Below are 17,962 nucleotides of genomic sequence, written 5' to 3'. Positions count from 1 at the left end.
GCAGGACCCGCAGATGAACATGCCCCGAGAACTGCCCAGCGGCAGCACCACCGAACCTCTCGCAACCGCCACACCCACTTCCGTGGCGGAAGCCTACCTGTCCCTGTTGAAAACACGCGGCATCGACTACTTCTACATTGGCGCGGGAACAGACACAGCCCCTATCGTTGAAGCCTATGCCAAGGGTCTGTCGGGCGGACAGGACTTCCCCGAGCCGGTGATCGCGGTGCATGAAAATCTGGCGGTGGGAATGGCCCATGGCTACTACATGGTGACCGGCAAGCCTCAGGCCGTAATGCTGCACGTCACCGTAGGTGCCGCCAATGCGGTATGTGGCCTGATGAATGCGGCACGCAGTCAGGTTCCCATGTTCTTCACCGCAGGCCGCACGCCGCTGTATGAAAAGGGTGTGCTGGGCGCACGCAACAGTCCCATCCATTGGGCGCAGGAAATGTTTGACCAAGCGGGCATGGCTCGCGAGTTGGTGAAGTGGGACTATGAACTGCGCGATGGTCGCAACGTCGACGAAGTCGTTGACCGTGGCCTCTCGATCGCCATGGCCGAGCCCCGTGGCCCCATCTACCTGACGCTGCCACGCGAAGTGCTGGCGCAGCCGATGCCCGCCGACTACAAGCGCCGACCCGCCCAGCCCGTAGTCAGTGCACCCTACCCTGACCCAGAAGGCGTGACACGCATTGCTCAGGCCATCAAGAATGCCAAGTACCCACTCATCGTGGTGAGCTCCAGCGGCGCAGACACCCAGACCGTTCCCGTATTGGACACACTGCTTCGCACTTACGGCATCGCGGTGGCCGAAAGCATGGGTCACTTCGTGAATGTGCCGTTCACGCATCCCCACCATCTCGGCCACGACGCCACAGCCGTGGTCAGTCGCGCGGACGTGGTTCTCACGATCGAATCCGACGTGCCATGGGTGCCGGGCCGTGCTGAGCCACCGGCAGATGCGTTCATCGCTCAAGTCGGTGTGGACCCGCTGTTCCAGGACTTGCCGCTGCGCAGCTTCCAATCCTCCGTGACGCTGGTTTCACGCTCGCTGCCCTTCCTCAAGGCACTGCAAGCAGAGCTGGAACGAATCGGAGCAGCAGACACCGCCGCCGATCGCATTGCCAAGATCAGCGCAGACAGCCTCACTTGGCGCACGTCGCTCACCAAGCAACTGGAGCAGGACACTGTCAAGGGCGGCCTCATCACGAAGCAATTCCTCTCGCATTGCATCGACCAAGTTCGGCCCAAAGATGCGCTGGTGATCAGTGAGTACACCATCCGCGCCGAGCACATGAGCTTCACCGAGCCCGGAACCTACTTCCTCAACTCGACCGCTGGCGGCCTGGGCTGGGGCTTCCCCGCCGCATTGGGCGCGCAACAGGCCGCGCCCGACAAACTGGTGATCTGCGTGCAGGGAGATGGTGCCTACATGTTCACCAACCCGGCCTCGTGCCATCAGGCCGCCGAAATGCACAACCTGCCTGTGCTGATGATCGTGTTCAACAACCATCACTGGCAGGCTGTCGAACAGACAACGTTGGCGGTGTATCCCGATGGCGCAACTCGCGCATACGTGAAGGAACACGGCATGGCACCGCTCTCGGGCTTGGGTCACATGCCCGATTTCGAGATGTACGCCCAAGCCTCCGGAGGCTATGGCGAAAAGGTCAACACACGCGAAGAACTGCTGCCTGCACTTCAGCGCGCCATCCACGCAGTGACTGTGGAAAAGCGCCACGCTCTGCTCAACGTCATGGGTGCGTGATCGCATCCCCTTCCATCCACTTCTCTCTCCCAAGGAATAGCTGCCATGTTCGACTTTCCCAAAGCTGTTGCGATCAAAGAAGAAGGCCCTCGCGAAGGCTTTCAAATTGAAAAGGGCCTGATCAGCACCGATGACAAGGTTCGCCTGATCGATGCACTGTCCGAAACAGGACTCAAACAGATCGTCGTTTGCTCGTTCGTGAACCCCAGAGTGGTTCCGCAAATGGCCGACGCCGATGAAATCTGCCAACGCATCAAACGCAAGGAAGGCGTCAAATACACCGGCGTCTGGCTCAACGAAAAGGGACTGGACCGCGCCAAGGGCACCGGCGTGCTCGACATCACCGGCTCCATCACGCTGACAGCTTCTGCCACCTTCCTGCAGAAGAACCAGAACTCCAGCTTCGAACACAACCAGGCCGAAGCCAACCGCATTGCTGCCAACTTCGCAGCCAGCAACATCGTCGTGAACAACGTGAACGTGGCTTCCGCATTTGGCTGCAACTTCGACGGAGACATCCCGCTGGAGCGCGTGCTCTCTCTGATCGACACCGGCTTTCGCATCGCCAAGGACAACGGCTTGAGTCCTGAACGCATCGGCCTGCTGGACACCATGGGCTGGGCCACTCCAGTCGCCATTCGCAAGACTGTCGGCGCCATCCGCGAGCGCTATCCAGACAAGCTGATCGGCCTGCATCTGCATGACACCCGCGGCATGGGCATTGCAAACGCATATGCAGGGCTTGAAATGGGCGTGACATCCTTTGACGCCTGCGTAGGAGGTCTGGGTGGTTGCCCGTTTGCGGGCAACAAGGGGGCTGCGGGCAATGTCTGCACCGAAGACCTGGTGTTCATGCTCAACGAAATGGGCATCGAATCCGGCGTGGACTTGGACAAACTCATCGAGTGTGCCGTTCTCGCGGAAGAAATCGTCGGACACCCGCTGCCCGGCCGCGTCAAGCTGGGCCGCAACCTTGACCGCATTCGCGACCGCGTGCGCGAAGCACAAACCGCAGCCGCGTAACGCGCTCCCCAACCTCCGCAGCTCATCCCGCAACAGCCTGCCAAATGCAGGCTGAAGGCAAGCGCACGCCTTCATTTCAAGATCGAGAAACATCATGAACGCAGTAGCCGAATTCGACGCTGATGCACCCAGCTTTCAGCTCCCTCCCATGGTTCAGGAAATCCGTGACATGACTCGTCGCATCGTTCGCGACGAGCTCATGCCACTGGAGCAGCAATATCTGGCCAGCGACTGGGCCACCTACGGTGCCGCCATGGAAAACCTTCGCGGCGTTTTCGACAAGAAGATCGTGGACCGACTGGTCTCCATCTCCAAAGACACCGGACTTTGGAACATGACCGTGCCTGAGGAATACGGCGGCACTGCAATGGGCCTGTTGACACAAGTAGTCGTCAGCGAAGAACTGCACTACTGCGCCGTTCCATTCCCCATGGCGACAGTTCCCAACATTCTTTATGAAGCACGCGGTGACCAGATCGAACGTTTTCTGAAGCCCGTGATCGCCGGTGAAAAATCTGCCTGCTTTGCACAGACCGAACCCAATGCGGGATCCGACCCGGGAGGCATGATGCAGACCCGTGCCACCAAGACCGATGGAGGCTGGCTGATCAATGGCACAAAGATGTGGATCTCCAACGCGTTGAGCTCGGACATCATCCAAGTGCAAGCCATGACGGATGCCGACAAGCGCCAACGCGGCGGCATCACCATGTTCATCGTGGAAAAAGGTGCCCCTGGTCTGAACATCGAAGAAAGCGGCATCCGCACTTGGCTGGGATCTCGTTCGGCTCAGTATGTCGTGCATTTCGACAACGTGTTCGTTCCAGATGAAAACGTGTTGGGTGATGTCGGCAACGGCTTCCGTCTGGGTCAACGCTGGCTCACCATCCATGACCGTCTGCTGCGTGCACCACAAGCGCTGGGCCGCATGCAACGCTCACTCGACATGTCGGTCGAATGGTCCAAACAACGCGTCACCTTCGGCAAGCCGCTGGCGGATCGCCAAGCCATCCAATGGCGGTTGGTGGACATGCACGTCGACATCGAAGCACTGCGCGCCATGACTTACTCGGCTGCTGCACGAGGTGACCGCGGCGAAGACGTACGCAACGACGCATCGCTCGTGAAATTCACGGCTGGTGAATGGGGCGCCCGCACCATTGACCACGCCATCCAGATTCACGGCGCCATGGGCGAAGCCCTTGAGTTGCCACTGACCGTGTTCTATCGCCTGCTTCGTCACCTGCAGATTGGCGGCGGTACGACCGAAATGCAGAAGATGCTCATCGCTCGTCAGTTGCTCAAGTAAACCCTTTTGTCAGTTGCCACAAGGAATCATTCATGTCCTACATCACTCCAGAAATGAAGGCACTGATCGGCGTCCCCGGTGAAGTGCAAACGGCCTCCGTGCCGCTGAGCGCAGACATGCTGCGTCGCTTCACCCAAGCCGTCATGGAAAGCGACCCGGCCCACTGGGACCCCGTCGAGGCATCCGCTCGCGGCTTCGGGTCTCCAGTAGCCACGCCGCTGCAACCCCTGCATCTTTTCACCCGAGCCGCAGGCACGCCCGACACATTCGAAAAGTTCAAAGAAAACCCTGATTGGGACGGTATGGGTGGCACGGTCAGCAAGGGCCTTCCAAGTCTGAAGTTGCCATTCAAGCGACTGCTCAATGGTGGCTATGCCTGCGAATTTTTCAGCTTCGCCAAGCTCGGCGATGTAGTAAGCCGTCAATCCACCTATGTCGACATTGCCGAGCGTGAGTCGTCTTCCGGTCCGATGATCATTTTCAAGACAGAAACGATATACACCAATCAGAGCGGCGAAAAGCTCCTGCGCATCGTCCACACCGAACTGGCCCGTTGATCCAGGAGACACTGAAATGACCCAGACTACTGCAGCCACCCCTGTCTTCGAGAACCTCAAGGTCGGCGACGAACTCACATCTCTCGTGCGCGGCCCCATCACCACTTCGCACCTGATGCGCTGGTCTGCCGCAATCGAAAACTGGCACCGCATTCACTATGATCGTCCCTTCGCGATCGAACATGACAAGCTCCCTGGTCTGCCCATCAACGGCACTTGGAAGCAGCATTTCCTCGTGCAGATGATGCGCGAATGGATGACCCCAGCAGGCTGGCTCTGGAAAATCGATTTCAGCTTCCGCAAGCTGGACGTGGCCGGAACGACACTGACGGCATGGGGTCGCATCACCCATCTCGAAGTGCGCGATGGCTATGGCCATGTGACCTGTGAAATCGGCATCCGCAATGAAGAAGGCCAGGAAAGCACTCCCGGCACAGCCGTTGCCGTGCTTCCGCTGCAAAACGGCAAACCCGTGCCCTATCCGTTCGTGATCGAAAATGCATAACGCAGCAACCACACCCAGCGCACTAGCGGGCGTGCGAGTGGTCGAGCTGGCTGGCAATCATGCCGCCCAGTTCGCCGCACGATTGCTCGGTGATTTCGGCGCGCAAGTGCTCAAGGTGGAAAGACCCACTGGTGATCCACTGCGTCAGGAAGGCCCTGCCATCCCAGGATCAGCCCACAGCGCACTTTTCGAGTATCTGAACTGGAACAAGCAAAGCCTTGTGCTCGATCCGAGCGACGTTGCAGACGCCGAGACAGTCACCAAGCTGCTCGCGGCAGCAGACATACTTGTCTTCGGCTGGGGGCCCACCGAAACAGCCAACACCTGGGGACTGACTCCTCAGCTATTGCACGAGCGTTTTCCGCATCTGTCCATCGTTGCCGTCAGCGACTTTGGCTGGGATGGACCAGAAGCCAATTGGCAAGGTGGCGATTTGGTTCTGCAGGCCATGGGCGGCATCATGTCTTTCAGCGGCCTGCAGAACCGTGAACCACTCAAGCCTGGACTGCGTCAGTCTGCCTACTGTGCGGGCCTGAATGGTGCCTACACCGCCATGGCAGCTCACTTCCACGCTCTGCGAACTCAAAGCGGTAGCCTGATCGACCTCTCGGCCATGGAGGTGGTCGCTTCCGAGCTGGTCTCCGTTTTTCCGGCATATTCGCTGGCCGGCGTGGTCGCCGCCCGTCGCTCTGCCGTTCAGGACCCGCTGCTCAGCGGCGAGCCCCTGCCGGTGCTCGACGGCTACGTGACCCTTCAGGTCAATCCACTGTATGGCCCGGATCGCTTCGCGCAACTGCTGAACGAGCCACGTCTTTGCGACGAACGCTTCGCATCACAGCAAGGCCGCATCGATCACGCCGAAGAACTTCGCGCGCTGTTGCACGCGGCGCTCAAAGGCCGGTCTGGCCGCGAACTGTTCGAGAAGGCCAACGAAGAAGGTCTGCTCAGTGGTGTGCTGCAATCGGCTGCACAATTGATGGACTGCGATCATCTCGCCACGCGAGATCTCTGGACAGAGGTTCCAGTTGCCGATGGCAAAACATGGAAGCTGCCCTCACGCATCGCTCGCATGTCCGCCACACCGGTCTCCGTGCGCACCCTCGCACCGGCGCTTGGCAGCACATCGCGGGCCGAAGCGCTGGGCAGTGCGGCGTCCGCAAGTGTCCGCCGCACGACGGCTGCAATATCGGGTGCCGCAACCAATGCTCCATTGACGGGACTTCGGGTTCTGGACCTGTCCACCGTATTCGCAGCGCCCTATATGGGAGCGCTGCTGGCAGATCTCGGAGCGGAAGTGATCAAGATCGAAGCCCCCAAGCGTCTCGATCAGTTGCGTGCGGGTGGCTTCGGCTATCTGGTCGACAACGATCCGGGCGACGCCGGCTGGAATCGCTGCTCGACATTTCAGATGCTCAACCGAGGCAAGCGCTCTGTCGTACTCGATCTGCAGACACCCGCCGGCCGTGACGTGCTGTGCGAGTTGGTCAAGCAAAGTGACGTACTGATCGACAACTTCACCCCGCGTGTCATGCGTGGCTGGGGACTGCCGTACGAGAAGCTGGCCGAGCTGAATCCCCGCCTGGTCATGCTGTCCAACACAGGCTATGGCTCCAATGGACCTTGGTCCTCCTACAAGGCACAAGGCACAACGCTGGAAGCCACCATGGGCTTGAGCAACTACGCCGGCTATGCTGGCGAGTCAGCCACCAAGGTGGGGCAGTCCTATCCGGACTTTCTTGCCGCGTGGTCAGGGCTGACCTGCATCATGGCAGCATTGGTTCATCGCGAGAACACAGGCCAGGGGCAATGGATCGATCTGGGAATGTACCAACTGGGCCCACTCGTCATCCCGGAATCGTTCATTGCAGTACAAAGCGGTCAGCAAGACGTCGCGTGCCGAGGCAACGCCGAATGGAATGCCCACTTCAGTGGTGTCTTCCAATCAGCAGGTGACAACCGATGGATGGTCATAAGTGCAGCAACACATGCCATTCGCCAAAAGCTGAGCGCACTCGTCAACGCACCGGCAGATGCAAGCGACGCAGCTCTCCATACTCACTGCGCAGCATGGTCATTGCAGCACACCCCACTTTCCGCCGCGCAGAAATTGCAAGCCGCAGGGGTAGCTGCTGGGGCGGTCAACGAAAGCAGCGACCTGATTCGCGAGCCTCAGTTGGTGGCGCGACGGTTCTTCGAATGCGTCGACTTCGAGTCTGACATAGGCGAGCGCGCCTTGATCGGCCGACCTTACATCTGGCATGGTGCATCTGTCGGCATTCGCCGTCGTGCACCGCACTTCGGTGAGGACAACGCAGACGTACTGGGCCAACTGCTCAAGCTGTCCCCCGAAAGCATCCGCCAACTGCGCGAAAGTCAGGTTGTGTCCGATACACCCATCAACCCACCGAAACTGCTGCCGATCGATATCGGAGCACTGGTGGCTCGCGGCACGATCAAGACGCATGACAAGCGCTACCGTGAGGCCTCCTCCGAATATCGTTCAACCAACCTAGTTCAGGAAACTACACCATGACGCAATCCGTCTACCTCGTCCTCGATATGCAAAATGAGCTGGTCCACGAAGATGGACCGGCCGCCAAGGGTCCCATGGGCGCTCTGCTCAAGGAGCGTCGCACGCTGGAAAACACGCAACTGGCCATTGAGCGAGCTCGCGCTGCCGGCGTGAAAGTAGGCTTCGTGCGGGTGGGCTTCTCTGATGACTATCATGAATGCCCCACCGGCTCGCCGCTTTTCGGAGGAGCGCCCAAGGCCAGCATGTTCAAACTGGGAACATGGGGCACCGAAATTCACCCTTCGTTGGACCAGCAGCCGGGTGACATCCAGGTGGTCAAGCACCGCGTCAGCCCCTTCTATTCCACCACCTTGCTAGCGCAACTGAGTGCCGCAGGCATTCGTCGCATTTACTGCTCCGGCGTATCCACACAAGCTGTCGTTCAGGCCTGCGTGCGTGATGCCCATGACCGTGACTTCCAAGTCGTGGTGATCGAAGACGCTTGCTGCGCGCACTCGGAACAGGAACACCAGAACTCCATTCAGAGCATTTCCCGCTTCTGTACAGTCGAAAAAGCAGCCACTGTCAACTTCGCCGCTTAAACTCTCGGGTAGCAAAAGGCGTTACTCTAACTACATGTCTGAAGATCAAACCGTCCCAAAGGAACCTCTGAGCGTTCGCGAGCGTGGAAAACAGCGCCGTCGCATCCGAATCAAGGAAACGGCACGCACCGTGTTTCTGGAGCTCGGCTACGAGGCCGCCACGACACGCGAAATTGCGGATCGCGCAGATGTCTCTCAAGGGACGTTGTTTGCTTACGCCCCGACGAAGTCCGAGCTTCTGCTCATGATCATCAATGATGATCTTGAGGTGCTTCGTGCCGACAAGTTCGGAAGTGACGCCCTGACCAGACCGTTGATCGACATCCTGATGGATTTCGCCAAGCGTGACATGGACTACTGGGCGCAATACCCTGAAATGGCCCGTCAGGCACGCCGTGAAGTCGGCGTGGTTCTGCTGGGCCGCCCCTCCGGCCCTGAGGCAGTGCGCTATGCCGCCTGGAAGCCGACCCTGCTGAACGCTCTGGCTGCCATCGTGCGTGAAAAGCAAGGCGCGGGGTTTCTGCGTTCCGCTGTGTCGGCAGAACTGGTGTCCGAGCTCTGGTGGGCCATCTACAACCAGAATTTGCACAACTGGCTCATGTCCGATCAGCCCAATGTCGCCCAAGGCTTGTCCCAGCTCCGCAATCTGCTGCAGTTGGCCATTGCCGGCATTCAGCCATTCAGCGCGACAACGCTTCCCACTGCTCACTGAGCCGTCGGCATCTGCAATGCCGCCGATCTCGATGCGAACGCCCAAGCAAAAAAGGCACCGTGTCCCTGACACGGTGCCAAACTGATTCCTTGGAGTTTCTCTGAATCAGTTGGGTTTGAAGCCTGATGCGGACACCATGGGCTTCCAAAAATCTTGCAGATGTCGCACCTGTTTGTGCAATTCTTGCGAAGATCCAAAGTCGGCCTCCATGTACGCAAGATTGAGTTTCTGCACAAAACTCGGCTTGCCAGACACCGACTGAATCGCTTTTTCCATCTTGCTGCGCTCGGTCGCCGGAGTCTTGCTGGACGCCCACATGCCCATGAATGCACTGCCTTGCGTGACCTTCACTCCTTGCTCTGCCAATGTAGGGATATGCGGGGCCAGCGCTGACCTCTTTTCCGATATCACGCCCAATGGAATGATTTTCTTGTTGTCCTCGGACAGCACATCGCTGGGCGACATGATGGCTACAGGAACCTGACCGCCGATCAGCATCGTCTTGACTTCGCTGGCTCCCTTGAACGGAACAACAGACAACCTTGCCCCCACATCCTTGGACATCAGCAAACCCAGAAACTCGGTGATGCTTCCTGCCCCTGAAGAGCCATAGAAGGCCAATTCAGGTTGGGTCTTCACTTTGGACACGTAATCCTGCATGGATTTCACCCCGCTCGAAGCGCTTGCAAAGAAGCCCAACGGATACGACACCACGCGAGCAACCGGTGCCATGTCCTTGACATAGTCGTAGCGCAGTTGAGCGGCCGTCATCGTGATGGTCGGGAAGATGGCCCAGCTGTCAGGGGAGAACAAGTATGTCGATCCATCAGCGGCGGCCGTCTTCAGTGCCTGAGCGGCCAAGCGTCCACCAGCACCTGGACGATTCTCGATCACGATGTTGCGCCCCAGCTCCGCTCGGAGTTCTTCAGCAAGCAGCCGCGCGACCATGTCCACATTGCCGCCTGCCGAAAAGCCGACCAGGATACGGATCGGTGTCTTGTCATCCGCCGAAGCCGCGATGGCACTGAATGCCAACGCCGCGACGGATATCTTGTTCCATGCAAATTTCATGTTTTTCGCCTCCCCAACTCAATTGGATGAATACGTTTTGTCATGCACACATGATCGACACACTCTTGGTGTTGACATATGACTCCAAGGCCTCCGGACCGCCTTCGGAGCCGTACCCTGAATCCTTCACCCCTCCAAATGGCATCTCGGCTGAAGCTGCGGCAGGCTGATTGATCCACAACATGCCGACCTCCAATCCGCGCGCAATCTGATGCGACGTCTTGAGCGAGCGGGTATATGCATAGGAAGCCAGGCCATACGGCAAGCGGTTCGCCTCTTTGATCGCTTCTTCGATGCTGCTGAATGACTGCACCGCGGCAATGGGACCGAATGGCTCTTCATTGAACACTTCGGCATCCGTTGGAACGTCTGTCAGCACCGTGGGTGACCAGAAATTGCCGCATTGGCCCACACGCTCTCCTCCGAGAGCCACTGTGGCACCCCGTTGCCATGCGTCATGCACCAACTTTTCCATCGCCCCAATGCGACGCGCGTTTGCCAGAGGGCCCATGGTCGTTGATGCATCCATGCCGTTACCCACATGCAGACCCTTTGCTTTGTCCACGAAAGCTGCCACGAACTCGTCCTTGATGCGTTCGTGCACCAGAAACCGCGTCGGTGCAATGCAGATCTGACCCGCGTTACGAAACTTCCCCGCGCTCGTGCAACGCGCCGCCAATTCGATATCTGCATCTTCAGCGATGATGACCGGCGCATGTCCACCCAGCTCCATCGTCACACGTTTCATATGACGACCCGCCAACGCGGCCAACTCCTTGCCGATCGGTGTGGATCCGGTGAAGGTGACTTTGCGAATGATGGGACTCGCAATCAAATATGCGGATATCTGAACCGGGTTGCCGAATACCAGCCCCACGGTACCTGCCGGCACGCCAGCATCCACCAGTGCTGCGATCAGCGCCGCTGGAGCCGAAGGTGTTTCCTCCGGTGCCTTGACGAGACACGAGCAGCCAGTTGCCAGTGCCGCGCCCACCTTGCGCACCACCTGATTGATCGGGAAGTTCCAAGGCGTGAAGGCTGCCACTGGGCCCACAGGCTCCTTGAGCACCATCTGCTGCACCATTGAATTGCGCGACGGAACAATGCGCCCATAGACTCTCAGCCCCTCGTCGGCAAACCATTCCAAGATCTCCGCACCTGCCATGACCTCACCGCGCGCCTCGGCCAGCGGTTTGCCCTGCTCCAGAGTCAGGTTGATGGCAATCCTGTCCGCACGTTCTCTCAGCAAGACAGCAGCACGACGCATAGTCAGCGCGCGATCATGCGCACTGACATCACGCCAGCGCTCAAAACCTCGCTGAGCATCGGCTAGTGCAAGATCCAGATCGCCGAGGCTCGCATGGGCCACCTTGCCAATAGCCAGCCCGGTGGCTGGATTCAATACATCGATGGTGCCGCCATCAGCAGCGTCTACCCACTGATTGTCAATCAGCAGCTTGGTATCTGGATACTCGACCAAATCTTGGTTGGGGTTCATCATCGGGTGCACTGAAGCACGCCCTGCCGATGCAGGGCGTGGGCTGGAAGGGAGGAATGGAAAAGCGCTGCGCCATTGAGCGATCGGCGCGCTGTAGACAAGGCATTGAAGCCTCTGTGGCATCAGAGGCTGCAGTGCTTCAGATAGCGACCTTGTCAGCGTCGTAGGCGTACAGCCAGTCGTAGCGATCTGCGATGGGCTCGGAACTCCATTCACGCGCGAGGTACTTGTCGGCAGACTCCTCTGTCGCCAACTCGTTGCTGTGGAAGCGACCGGTGTTGGACATGGCACCCCGCACCATGCGGCTGGTGCGCTCGATACGAGCGGTCTCATAACGTTGCAACGCGGCAGCAGGAACCGCCTGACCTTCTTCAAGGCAACGGGCGAGCACTACGCCATCTTCGATGGAGTGCACCGCACCTTGCGCGAGAAACGGCAGCGTGGCGTGGCAAGCGTCGCCCACCAAGCTGACACGCCCCAGCGACCAACGCTCAATAGGCTCACGCTTCATGAGGGCCCACTTCAGCAACGTGGGACTCAGGCGAATCATGGTCTGCACGTCCTCGTGCCAGCCCTTGAAGTCGGAGAGGCACTCTTCAGTGGTGCCTGGCTCACTTCCCGCCTGAGCGGTCCAGGTCTTGCCTTCGATCGTCGCCACGAAGTTCATGATCTCACCACGATGCAACGGATAACTCACCACGTGCGCACCGGGACCAATCCAGGTGCTGCCCACATGCACTTGCATATGCTGGGGCAGGTCTTTCATTGGAATCAGTCCACGCCATGTCACCATACCCGAGAACTCGGGATTGCATTCGCCCCACAGCGTGTTGCGAATCACGGAGCGCCAGCCGTCAGCACCAATCAGCACATCACCACTGATGCGTGAGCCATCCGCGAGCACCAACGTTGCACTGGTGTCATCTTGGTCCAGTCCAGCGGCTCGGCTGCCCAGCTTGATGGCATTGGGCTTCAGCGCCTGCACTGCATTCTTCAGGGTATCCAGCAGATCAGGGCGGTAGACGGTCAGGTAAGGATATCCATACTTCTCGATCGCACTCTTGCCCAGATCGAACAACGGCCATGCCTTGCCTGTGTTCCACAGACGGAACTCCTTGCGCACCGGATCACAGGACAGCTCCTTGAGCGTATGGAAGACCCCCAAGGCGTCCAGCGCGCGGCAGCCATTGGGACTGATCTGGATGCCGGCACCCACTTCCTTGATCTCGGATGCCTGTTCATACACTTCGACGTCGATACCTTTGCGCAGCAAGGCCAAGGCCGCCGACATGCCGCCAATTCCACCACCAGCAATAATTACTTTCATGATCATGTTCCTTGATTGGACTTATTCGACTTCGATGTTTGCCTTGGCAATGACGTCACGCCACAGGTCGATTTCCTGATGGAAGAACGACTTGAACTCGACGGCACTTCGCTTGGACGGTTGCGCCCCACGTTGGCTCAGATAGGTCTCCAGCGCAGGCGACAACATGACCTCACGAATCGCTGCGTTCAATTGATCGACGATTGCCTGCGGCGTACCGGCTTTCGCAAACATGCCGAACCAAGTGCTGACGTCGAACTTCGAGTAGCCCGCCTCCTTGGCTGTGGGCACTTCGGCCAGTGCGGGCCAACGTTTGTCGCCCGTGATCAACAGACCGCGCAGCTTGCCGGCTTTGATGAATGGAGCCAGATTGGCGGCATCCAGAAACACCACCTGTGTCTCACCCTTCATCACCGATTGCATGGCAGACATCGCGCCCTTGTACGGAATCGGCGTGAACTGCACGTCGGCCTGCATGCTGAACAATTCGCCCGCCAGTCGCGTCGACGTTCCGGCAACAGCTGCCGTCAGGCTGCCAGGCTTGGCCTTGAGTTGCTTGACCAGTTCAGCAATCGATGTGATGGATGTGTTGGGATCCACCGCAATGGCAAATGGCAGCGACATCAACTGGGCCACCGGCTCCAGATCCTTGGACGCGTTGTAGCGACTTTGGTGGCTCTTGTAGAGACTCGGGTTGATGGCTGATGCAGGTGTGTCCGTCAACAGTGTGTAGCCCGTTGCCGGCGCACCGAGCAACGCACTCATGCCGATGGCGCCTTGCCCACCAGGACGGTTTTCCACGATCACTGGTTGTCCCAGTCGCTTGGACAGCCCTTCGGCCACCATGCGGCTGGTGATGTCCACCGTGCTGCCTGGGTCGTATGGTGTCACGATGCGAATCGGACCTGTTGGAAAGCTTTTTGCCGTGGCAGCAGCGGCAGCAATGCCAATGCTGGAGAGTGCTGCAGCGCAGCTGGCTTGTAGTACGTCGCGGCGAAGCATGGAAGTCTGTCTCCTGAATCTGTCGTTTGGCTGGATGTCTTACGCGATGGCTGGAGTCAGCACTTCCTCGCGCAGCATGTCGATGGAGCGCATCACTGGCTCATCGCTGGAACGCACCATGAAGCTTTCGCTGTCCACCTCATGCCTGTATGTGCGCCATGCCGGCACAGCAATCACGTCGCCCATGGACCACTCGATCACTTCGTCGTCAACGACTGTGCGTCCGCGACCCTGAATGACCGTGAAGATACTGTTGGCAGTGGTACGGTATTGGGCCGAGCGAAAGCCCGCATTCAAGCGTTGCACATGCAATGCGACGGTTCGCAGCGCTGGATTGCCCAGCTGAATCTCGCGCTCGGCCATGCCGTTGGCAGGTGCCTGCGCCGTTTCCAGAGCGGCAACCGAATCTTCCCAACGGAAGGCAATGGGCGAGCTGTCCGCATCCACCACGTTCGGCTCCAGCTTGTCCGGGTGGCGCTCGAAAAACATGCCTTCCATCAGATGCACCAGCGGCACATCCAACACGTCCACCCAGTAGCAATCTTCGTTGCCATTGCTCGAATGTGAGTGCCAAGCCCAACTTGGTGTCAACAGCACATCGCCCGGACGCATCTCGACACGCATGCCATTCACCACCGTGTAGGTGCCTTTGCCTTCGAGAATGATGCGCAACGCATTCGGCGTATGACGGTGAGCATCCGCAGTTTCGCCGGGCTTGATCAATTGATAGGCCGCAACCATGGAGCGCACCGTGGCATACAAGTTGCCTTCCACCGGATTGGTCATGGTCAGATTGCGTCGATCCGCCATCGCGTGATCGACCAGATCGCCAGCCGCATCCAAAATTGGCTTGACATCCGCATAGCGCCAACGGAACGGCACAAAATTCTTGCGTGGCTCCGGCCAAAGAGCTGGTGCTCGGCGATGCCAGCCACCTTCCACGCTCAATCCATCAAATGCCTTGTAGAGCAATTCCAGTGAGTCGAGTTTCTGTGTCATGTCAGGCCACCAGCGGTTGCTTCTTGATGTCCGGGACGTACGGATTCTCAAAGACGACGGAACGACCCGACTTGCCCTGCACCACCTTCATGCACATTTCACCGAGTTCATCAATGCGGATGCGTACGACATCGCCATCGACAATCTGTCCCACTCCAGCTGGTGTGCCTGTGGCGATGATGTCACCTGGTTCGAGTGTCATCACGGACGCAGCCATTTCGATCATGCCGGGAATATCGAGCACGAGGTCCTTGGTGTTGGCGCTCTGGCGCAGCTCATCGTTGACCCAGAGCTTCATTTTCAGGTTTGCAGGATCACTGACCTCATCGGCCGTCGTGATCCATGGGCCGACAGGGCAGAATGTGTCGTAGGCCTTGCGGAACACACGCTCTTCACGGCCGCGCACCACCATGTCCATCAAGCAGGCATAGCCAAAGACATAGTCCTTCCAGTCCTCGCGGCGCACGTCGCGACCACGCTTGCCGATGATGATGCCCAGCTCGGCCTCGTGGTGCACTTCACGTCCTGGTAGATCCGGCAGCTCGATGGAATCACTCGCACCGCACAATGAAGACGCAGGCTTCAGAAAGAAGCCCTGGTGGGTTGCACGGTAGTTGGCTTGCATTTCCTGACCGTGATCGTTGTAGTTCACGGGGTATGCAATGACCTTGTTGGGCCAGGGAACCGGTGTCAGAAGACGCACCGAAGACAATGCGACACGTGGCGCAGTTGGCAAAATGCTCTCGACCTTGGCACGAACATCAGACCATGCTGCAATCATCTGCACAGCCCCAACGGGTGGCCATTGCTGCAGGTCCACACCAACGACTCCTGTCACATCGACCAATTCTTCACCGACGACGATGCCCATCCGACCTTCATTAAAGCGAGCAATCTTCATGCTTCAGCCTCCACAACTATGTAACGAGCAAACATAAAAAACAAAGCACACATCAAATTTGATGTTAAAGCGAGCGAATTCTAGCAACCAACCGACGAAAAACACAAGTTTTTTTCTTGGTTGTTCTATTTTTGTTTATTTTTTATTTTTTATAGAACACGCATACAATGACGACCGAAGCACGTACAGCCACACGCATGCGCAAGACACAATCCGAAAATTCCGTTGAAGAAAGCACAGACACCGTTGGAGTTGCTGCGGTGAACCGCGCGCTCTCGCTGCTCGCTGCGTTTTCCAATCAACACCGCAGCTTCACGCTCACGCAATTGGCAGAGCAGACCGGTCTCTACAAGAGCACCGTGCTGCGGTTGGCGGAATCCTTGGAGAGCGCGGGATACCTTTTCCGGGACCGTGAAGGTGTCTACACCCTTGGCCCCGCGCCGTTGCGTCTTGCAGCCATCTATCGCAGCAGCTTGCACCCGTCGGAATTCATCATGCCGGTACTGCGTGAGCTTTCCAGCCTCACGGGTGAAAGTGCGGCCATGTACACCCGTGCTGGAGACAAGCGCCTATGCGCCTATCGCATCTCATCGCCACGTGCGATCAGTGACAACGTCCAGCAAGATGAATTGCTTTCGCTCGACAAAGGTGCCGGAGGCCATGTTCTTCTCGCCTTTGACGGCGCGGTCGGCGAGCGTTACGACGCCATTCGCAAAAACTTGGTCTGCCTGACCATGGGCGAACGCGATCAGGAAACGGCCGCCGTGGCATGCCCCGTGTTCGGTACTGAACAGAAATTGCAAGGCGCACTGTCGGTATCCGGACCTCTCCACCGATTCACTCCAGAAGCTGTGCAAGCGATTCAAGGGCACCTTCTGACTGCAGCAGCAAAAGTCACCACTCATTTCGGTGGTGACCCCTCGCCATTCAAAGACCTCATTTCGTCACCCAAACCATGACATCCAGCCCCCTTCTCAAGAACATTCGCGTCCTCGATCTGACCAACGTCCTCTCCGGCCCATTCTGCGGATATCAAATGGCGCTGCTGGGAGCGGATGTCATCAAAGTCGAATCACCGGAAGGGGGAGATCTGGCCCGTCAACTGGGTGCCGACGCAGGCCTCAATCGGGACTATCTTGGAGCATCTTTTCTTGCGCAGAACGGAGGCAAGCGCTCCATTGAACTCAACCTCAAGAAGCCAGAAGACGTAGAGACATTCAAGAGCCTCGTTCAAACTGCCGACGTGGTGCTTGAGAATTTTCGGCCCGGCGTCATGGATCGCTTGGGACTCGGCTACGAAGCGCTGAAGGCAATCAAAGGAGATATCGTCTACTGCGCAATATCTGGCTTCGGCAAGGACGGTCCACTCTCTGGAGCACCCGCTTATGACCAGATCATCCAAGGTCTCTCGGGCCTGATGAGCATCACCGGTGACAGTGAGTCTGCGCCACTTCGCGTGGGCTATCCGCTATGCGATACGCTGGGCGGCATGACGGCCGCGTTCGCCATCTGCGCGGCATTGGTGCGTCGTGCTCACTCGGGAGAAGGAGCATTCGTAGACGTCTCCATGCTGGACTCCACGTTGGTATCCATGGGCTGGATCGTTTCAAACTTGCTGATCGCAGGACAGCAGCCCACCCCCATGGGCAACGAGAACTTTACTGCTGCACCGTCCGGCACGTTCACGACCGGCGATGGCCCGATCAACATTGCAGCCAACAAGCAGCAGCAGTTCGAAATGCTGTGCGACATCATCGGTGCACCTGAACTGAAGTCGGACCCACGCTTTGCCGAGCGCGAGACCCGCAAGCGCAATCGCTTCGCGCTCAAAGGATTGATCGAACAGCAGTTGGCCGGCTCTAACGCAGCCACTTGGGAGAAGAAATTCAACGATGCCGGCATCCCTGCCGGTCAAGTGCTCAGCATGGCTCAAGCGTTGAGCCAACCTCAAGTTCAACACCGCAATCTATTTGCTCAGGTGCCATTCGCTCATTCTGGACGTTCAGAACTGCCATTGGCACGAAGCGGGTTTCAGGTCGACGGGTACGCGACCGGTCCCGCAACTGCACCTCCGCTGCGTGGCCAGCACAGTGAAGAAATCCTCCGAGAACTTGCCGCAGTTGCAGACGCGTAAGCACCCACGCATTTCGCATCCATCCACCTTCGACATCTG

At 58.3% G+C, this 17,962-nt stretch carries 16 protein-coding genes; 10 read left to right on the top strand and 6 right to left on the bottom strand.

Going from position 1 to position 17,962, the window contains the following annotated elements:
• Window positions 1-13 precede the first annotated feature (13 nt).
• The 8 genes from G7048_RS26100 (at window position 14) to G7048_RS26065 (ending at window position 8,991) form a co-directional block, all read left to right on the top strand.
• Complete coding sequence (locus G7048_RS26100; RefSeq protein ID WP_166071395.1) at window positions 14-1,771, top strand: thiamine pyrophosphate-requiring protein; 1,758 nt, start codon at window positions 14-16, stop codon at window positions 1,769-1,771.
• A 45-nt stretch (window positions 1,772-1,816) separates the two neighbouring features.
• Entirely contained in the window at window positions 1,817-2,794 is a 978-nt protein-coding gene (locus G7048_RS26095; RefSeq protein WP_166071394.1) for a hydroxymethylglutaryl-CoA lyase, read from the top strand.
• Window positions 2,795-2,888: 94 nt separating this feature from the next.
• Window positions 2,889-4,103, top strand: coding sequence for an acyl-CoA dehydrogenase family protein (locus G7048_RS26090; RefSeq protein ID WP_166071393.1), 1,215 nt, complete (start codon window positions 2,889-2,891; stop codon window positions 4,101-4,103).
• A 53-nt stretch (window positions 4,104-4,156) separates the two neighbouring features.
• Window positions 4,157-4,660 carry a MaoC family dehydratase N-terminal domain-containing protein gene (locus G7048_RS26085; RefSeq protein ID WP_166071392.1) on the top strand — a complete coding sequence of 168 codons (504 nt, stop codon included), beginning with the start codon at window positions 4,157-4,159 and terminating at the stop codon, window positions 4,658-4,660.
• Between the two features lie 16 nt (window positions 4,661-4,676).
• Window positions 4,677-5,165 carry an acyl dehydratase gene (locus G7048_RS26080; protein WP_166071391.1) on the top strand — a complete coding sequence of 163 codons (489 nt, stop codon included), beginning with the start codon at window positions 4,677-4,679 and terminating at the stop codon, window positions 5,163-5,165.
• Window positions 5,158-7,698, top strand: coding sequence for a CaiB/BaiF CoA-transferase family protein (locus tag G7048_RS26075; protein WP_166071390.1), 2,541 nt, complete (start codon window positions 5,158-5,160; stop codon window positions 7,696-7,698). The genes G7048_RS26080 and G7048_RS26075 overlap by 8 nt, the downstream gene beginning before the upstream one ends.
• On the top strand, window positions 7,695-8,279 hold the full coding sequence (locus G7048_RS26070) for a cysteine hydrolase family protein (RefSeq protein WP_166071389.1): 585 nt from the start codon (window positions 7,695-7,697) through the stop codon (window positions 8,277-8,279). Before G7048_RS26075 ends, G7048_RS26070 begins: the two co-directional genes overlap by 4 nt.
• Before the next feature lie 34 nt (window positions 8,280-8,313).
• Window positions 8,314-8,991 carry a TetR/AcrR family transcriptional regulator gene (locus G7048_RS26065; protein ID WP_166071388.1) on the top strand — a complete coding sequence of 226 codons (678 nt, stop codon included), beginning with the start codon at window positions 8,314-8,316 and terminating at the stop codon, window positions 8,989-8,991.
• A 105-nt stretch (window positions 8,992-9,096) separates the two neighbouring features.
• On the opposite strand, the gene G7048_RS26060 is transcribed toward G7048_RS26065, so the two are convergent.
• The 6 genes from G7048_RS26060 to G7048_RS26035 all read right to left on the bottom strand — a co-directional run bounded on the left by G7048_RS26060 (window position 9,097) and on the right by G7048_RS26035 (window position 15,789).
• Window positions 9,097-10,062: a tripartite tricarboxylate transporter substrate-binding protein gene (locus G7048_RS26060; RefSeq protein WP_166071387.1), complete on the bottom strand. Its 966-nt coding sequence runs from the start codon at window positions 10,060-10,062 to the stop codon at window positions 9,097-9,099.
• Window positions 10,063-10,102: 40 nt separating this feature from the next.
• On the bottom strand, window positions 10,103-11,563 hold the full coding sequence (locus G7048_RS26055; protein WP_240933419.1) for an NAD-dependent succinate-semialdehyde dehydrogenase: 1,461 nt from the start codon (window positions 11,561-11,563) through the stop codon (window positions 10,103-10,105).
• Window positions 11,564-11,699: 136 nt separating this feature from the next.
• A complete protein-coding gene (locus G7048_RS26050) occupies window positions 11,700-12,887 on the bottom strand; it encodes an FAD-dependent monooxygenase (RefSeq protein ID WP_166071386.1) in 1,188 nt (395 codons plus the stop codon).
• 21 nt (window positions 12,888-12,908) lie between these two features.
• Window positions 12,909-13,889 (bottom strand): tripartite tricarboxylate transporter substrate binding protein, encoded by a 981-nt coding sequence (locus tag G7048_RS26045; protein WP_166071385.1) that lies wholly within the window; start codon window positions 13,887-13,889, stop codon window positions 12,909-12,911.
• A 39-nt stretch (window positions 13,890-13,928) separates the two neighbouring features.
• Complete coding sequence (locus G7048_RS26040; RefSeq protein ID WP_166071384.1) at window positions 13,929-14,888, bottom strand: cupin domain-containing protein; 960 nt, start codon at window positions 14,886-14,888, stop codon at window positions 13,929-13,931.
• 1 nt (window position 14,889) lies between these two features.
• A complete protein-coding gene (locus G7048_RS26035; protein WP_166071383.1) occupies window positions 14,890-15,789 on the bottom strand; it encodes a fumarylacetoacetate hydrolase family protein in 900 nt (299 codons plus the stop codon).
• A 197-nt stretch (window positions 15,790-15,986) separates the two neighbouring features.
• Between G7048_RS26035 and G7048_RS26030 the strand changes: the two genes are divergently transcribed.
• Both G7048_RS26030 and G7048_RS26025 read left to right on the top strand, forming a co-directional pair.
• On the top strand, window positions 15,987-16,748 hold the full coding sequence (locus G7048_RS26030; RefSeq protein ID WP_166071382.1) for an IclR family transcriptional regulator: 762 nt from the start codon (window positions 15,987-15,989) through the stop codon (window positions 16,746-16,748).
• Window positions 16,745-17,923 carry a CaiB/BaiF CoA-transferase family protein gene (locus tag G7048_RS26025; RefSeq protein ID WP_166071381.1) on the top strand — a complete coding sequence of 393 codons (1,179 nt, stop codon included), beginning with the start codon at window positions 16,745-16,747 and terminating at the stop codon, window positions 17,921-17,923. The genes G7048_RS26030 and G7048_RS26025 overlap by 4 nt, the downstream gene beginning before the upstream one ends.
• Window positions 17,924-17,962 lie beyond the last annotated feature (39 nt).

The sequence above is a fragment of the Diaphorobacter sp. HDW4B genome (assembly GCF_011305535.1).
Taxonomy (GTDB): Bacteria; Pseudomonadota; Gammaproteobacteria; order Burkholderiales; family Burkholderiaceae_C; genus Diaphorobacter_A.
Note: the sequence above shows the minus strand (reverse complement) of the source record. Positions and strands in the feature narration are given on the sequence as shown.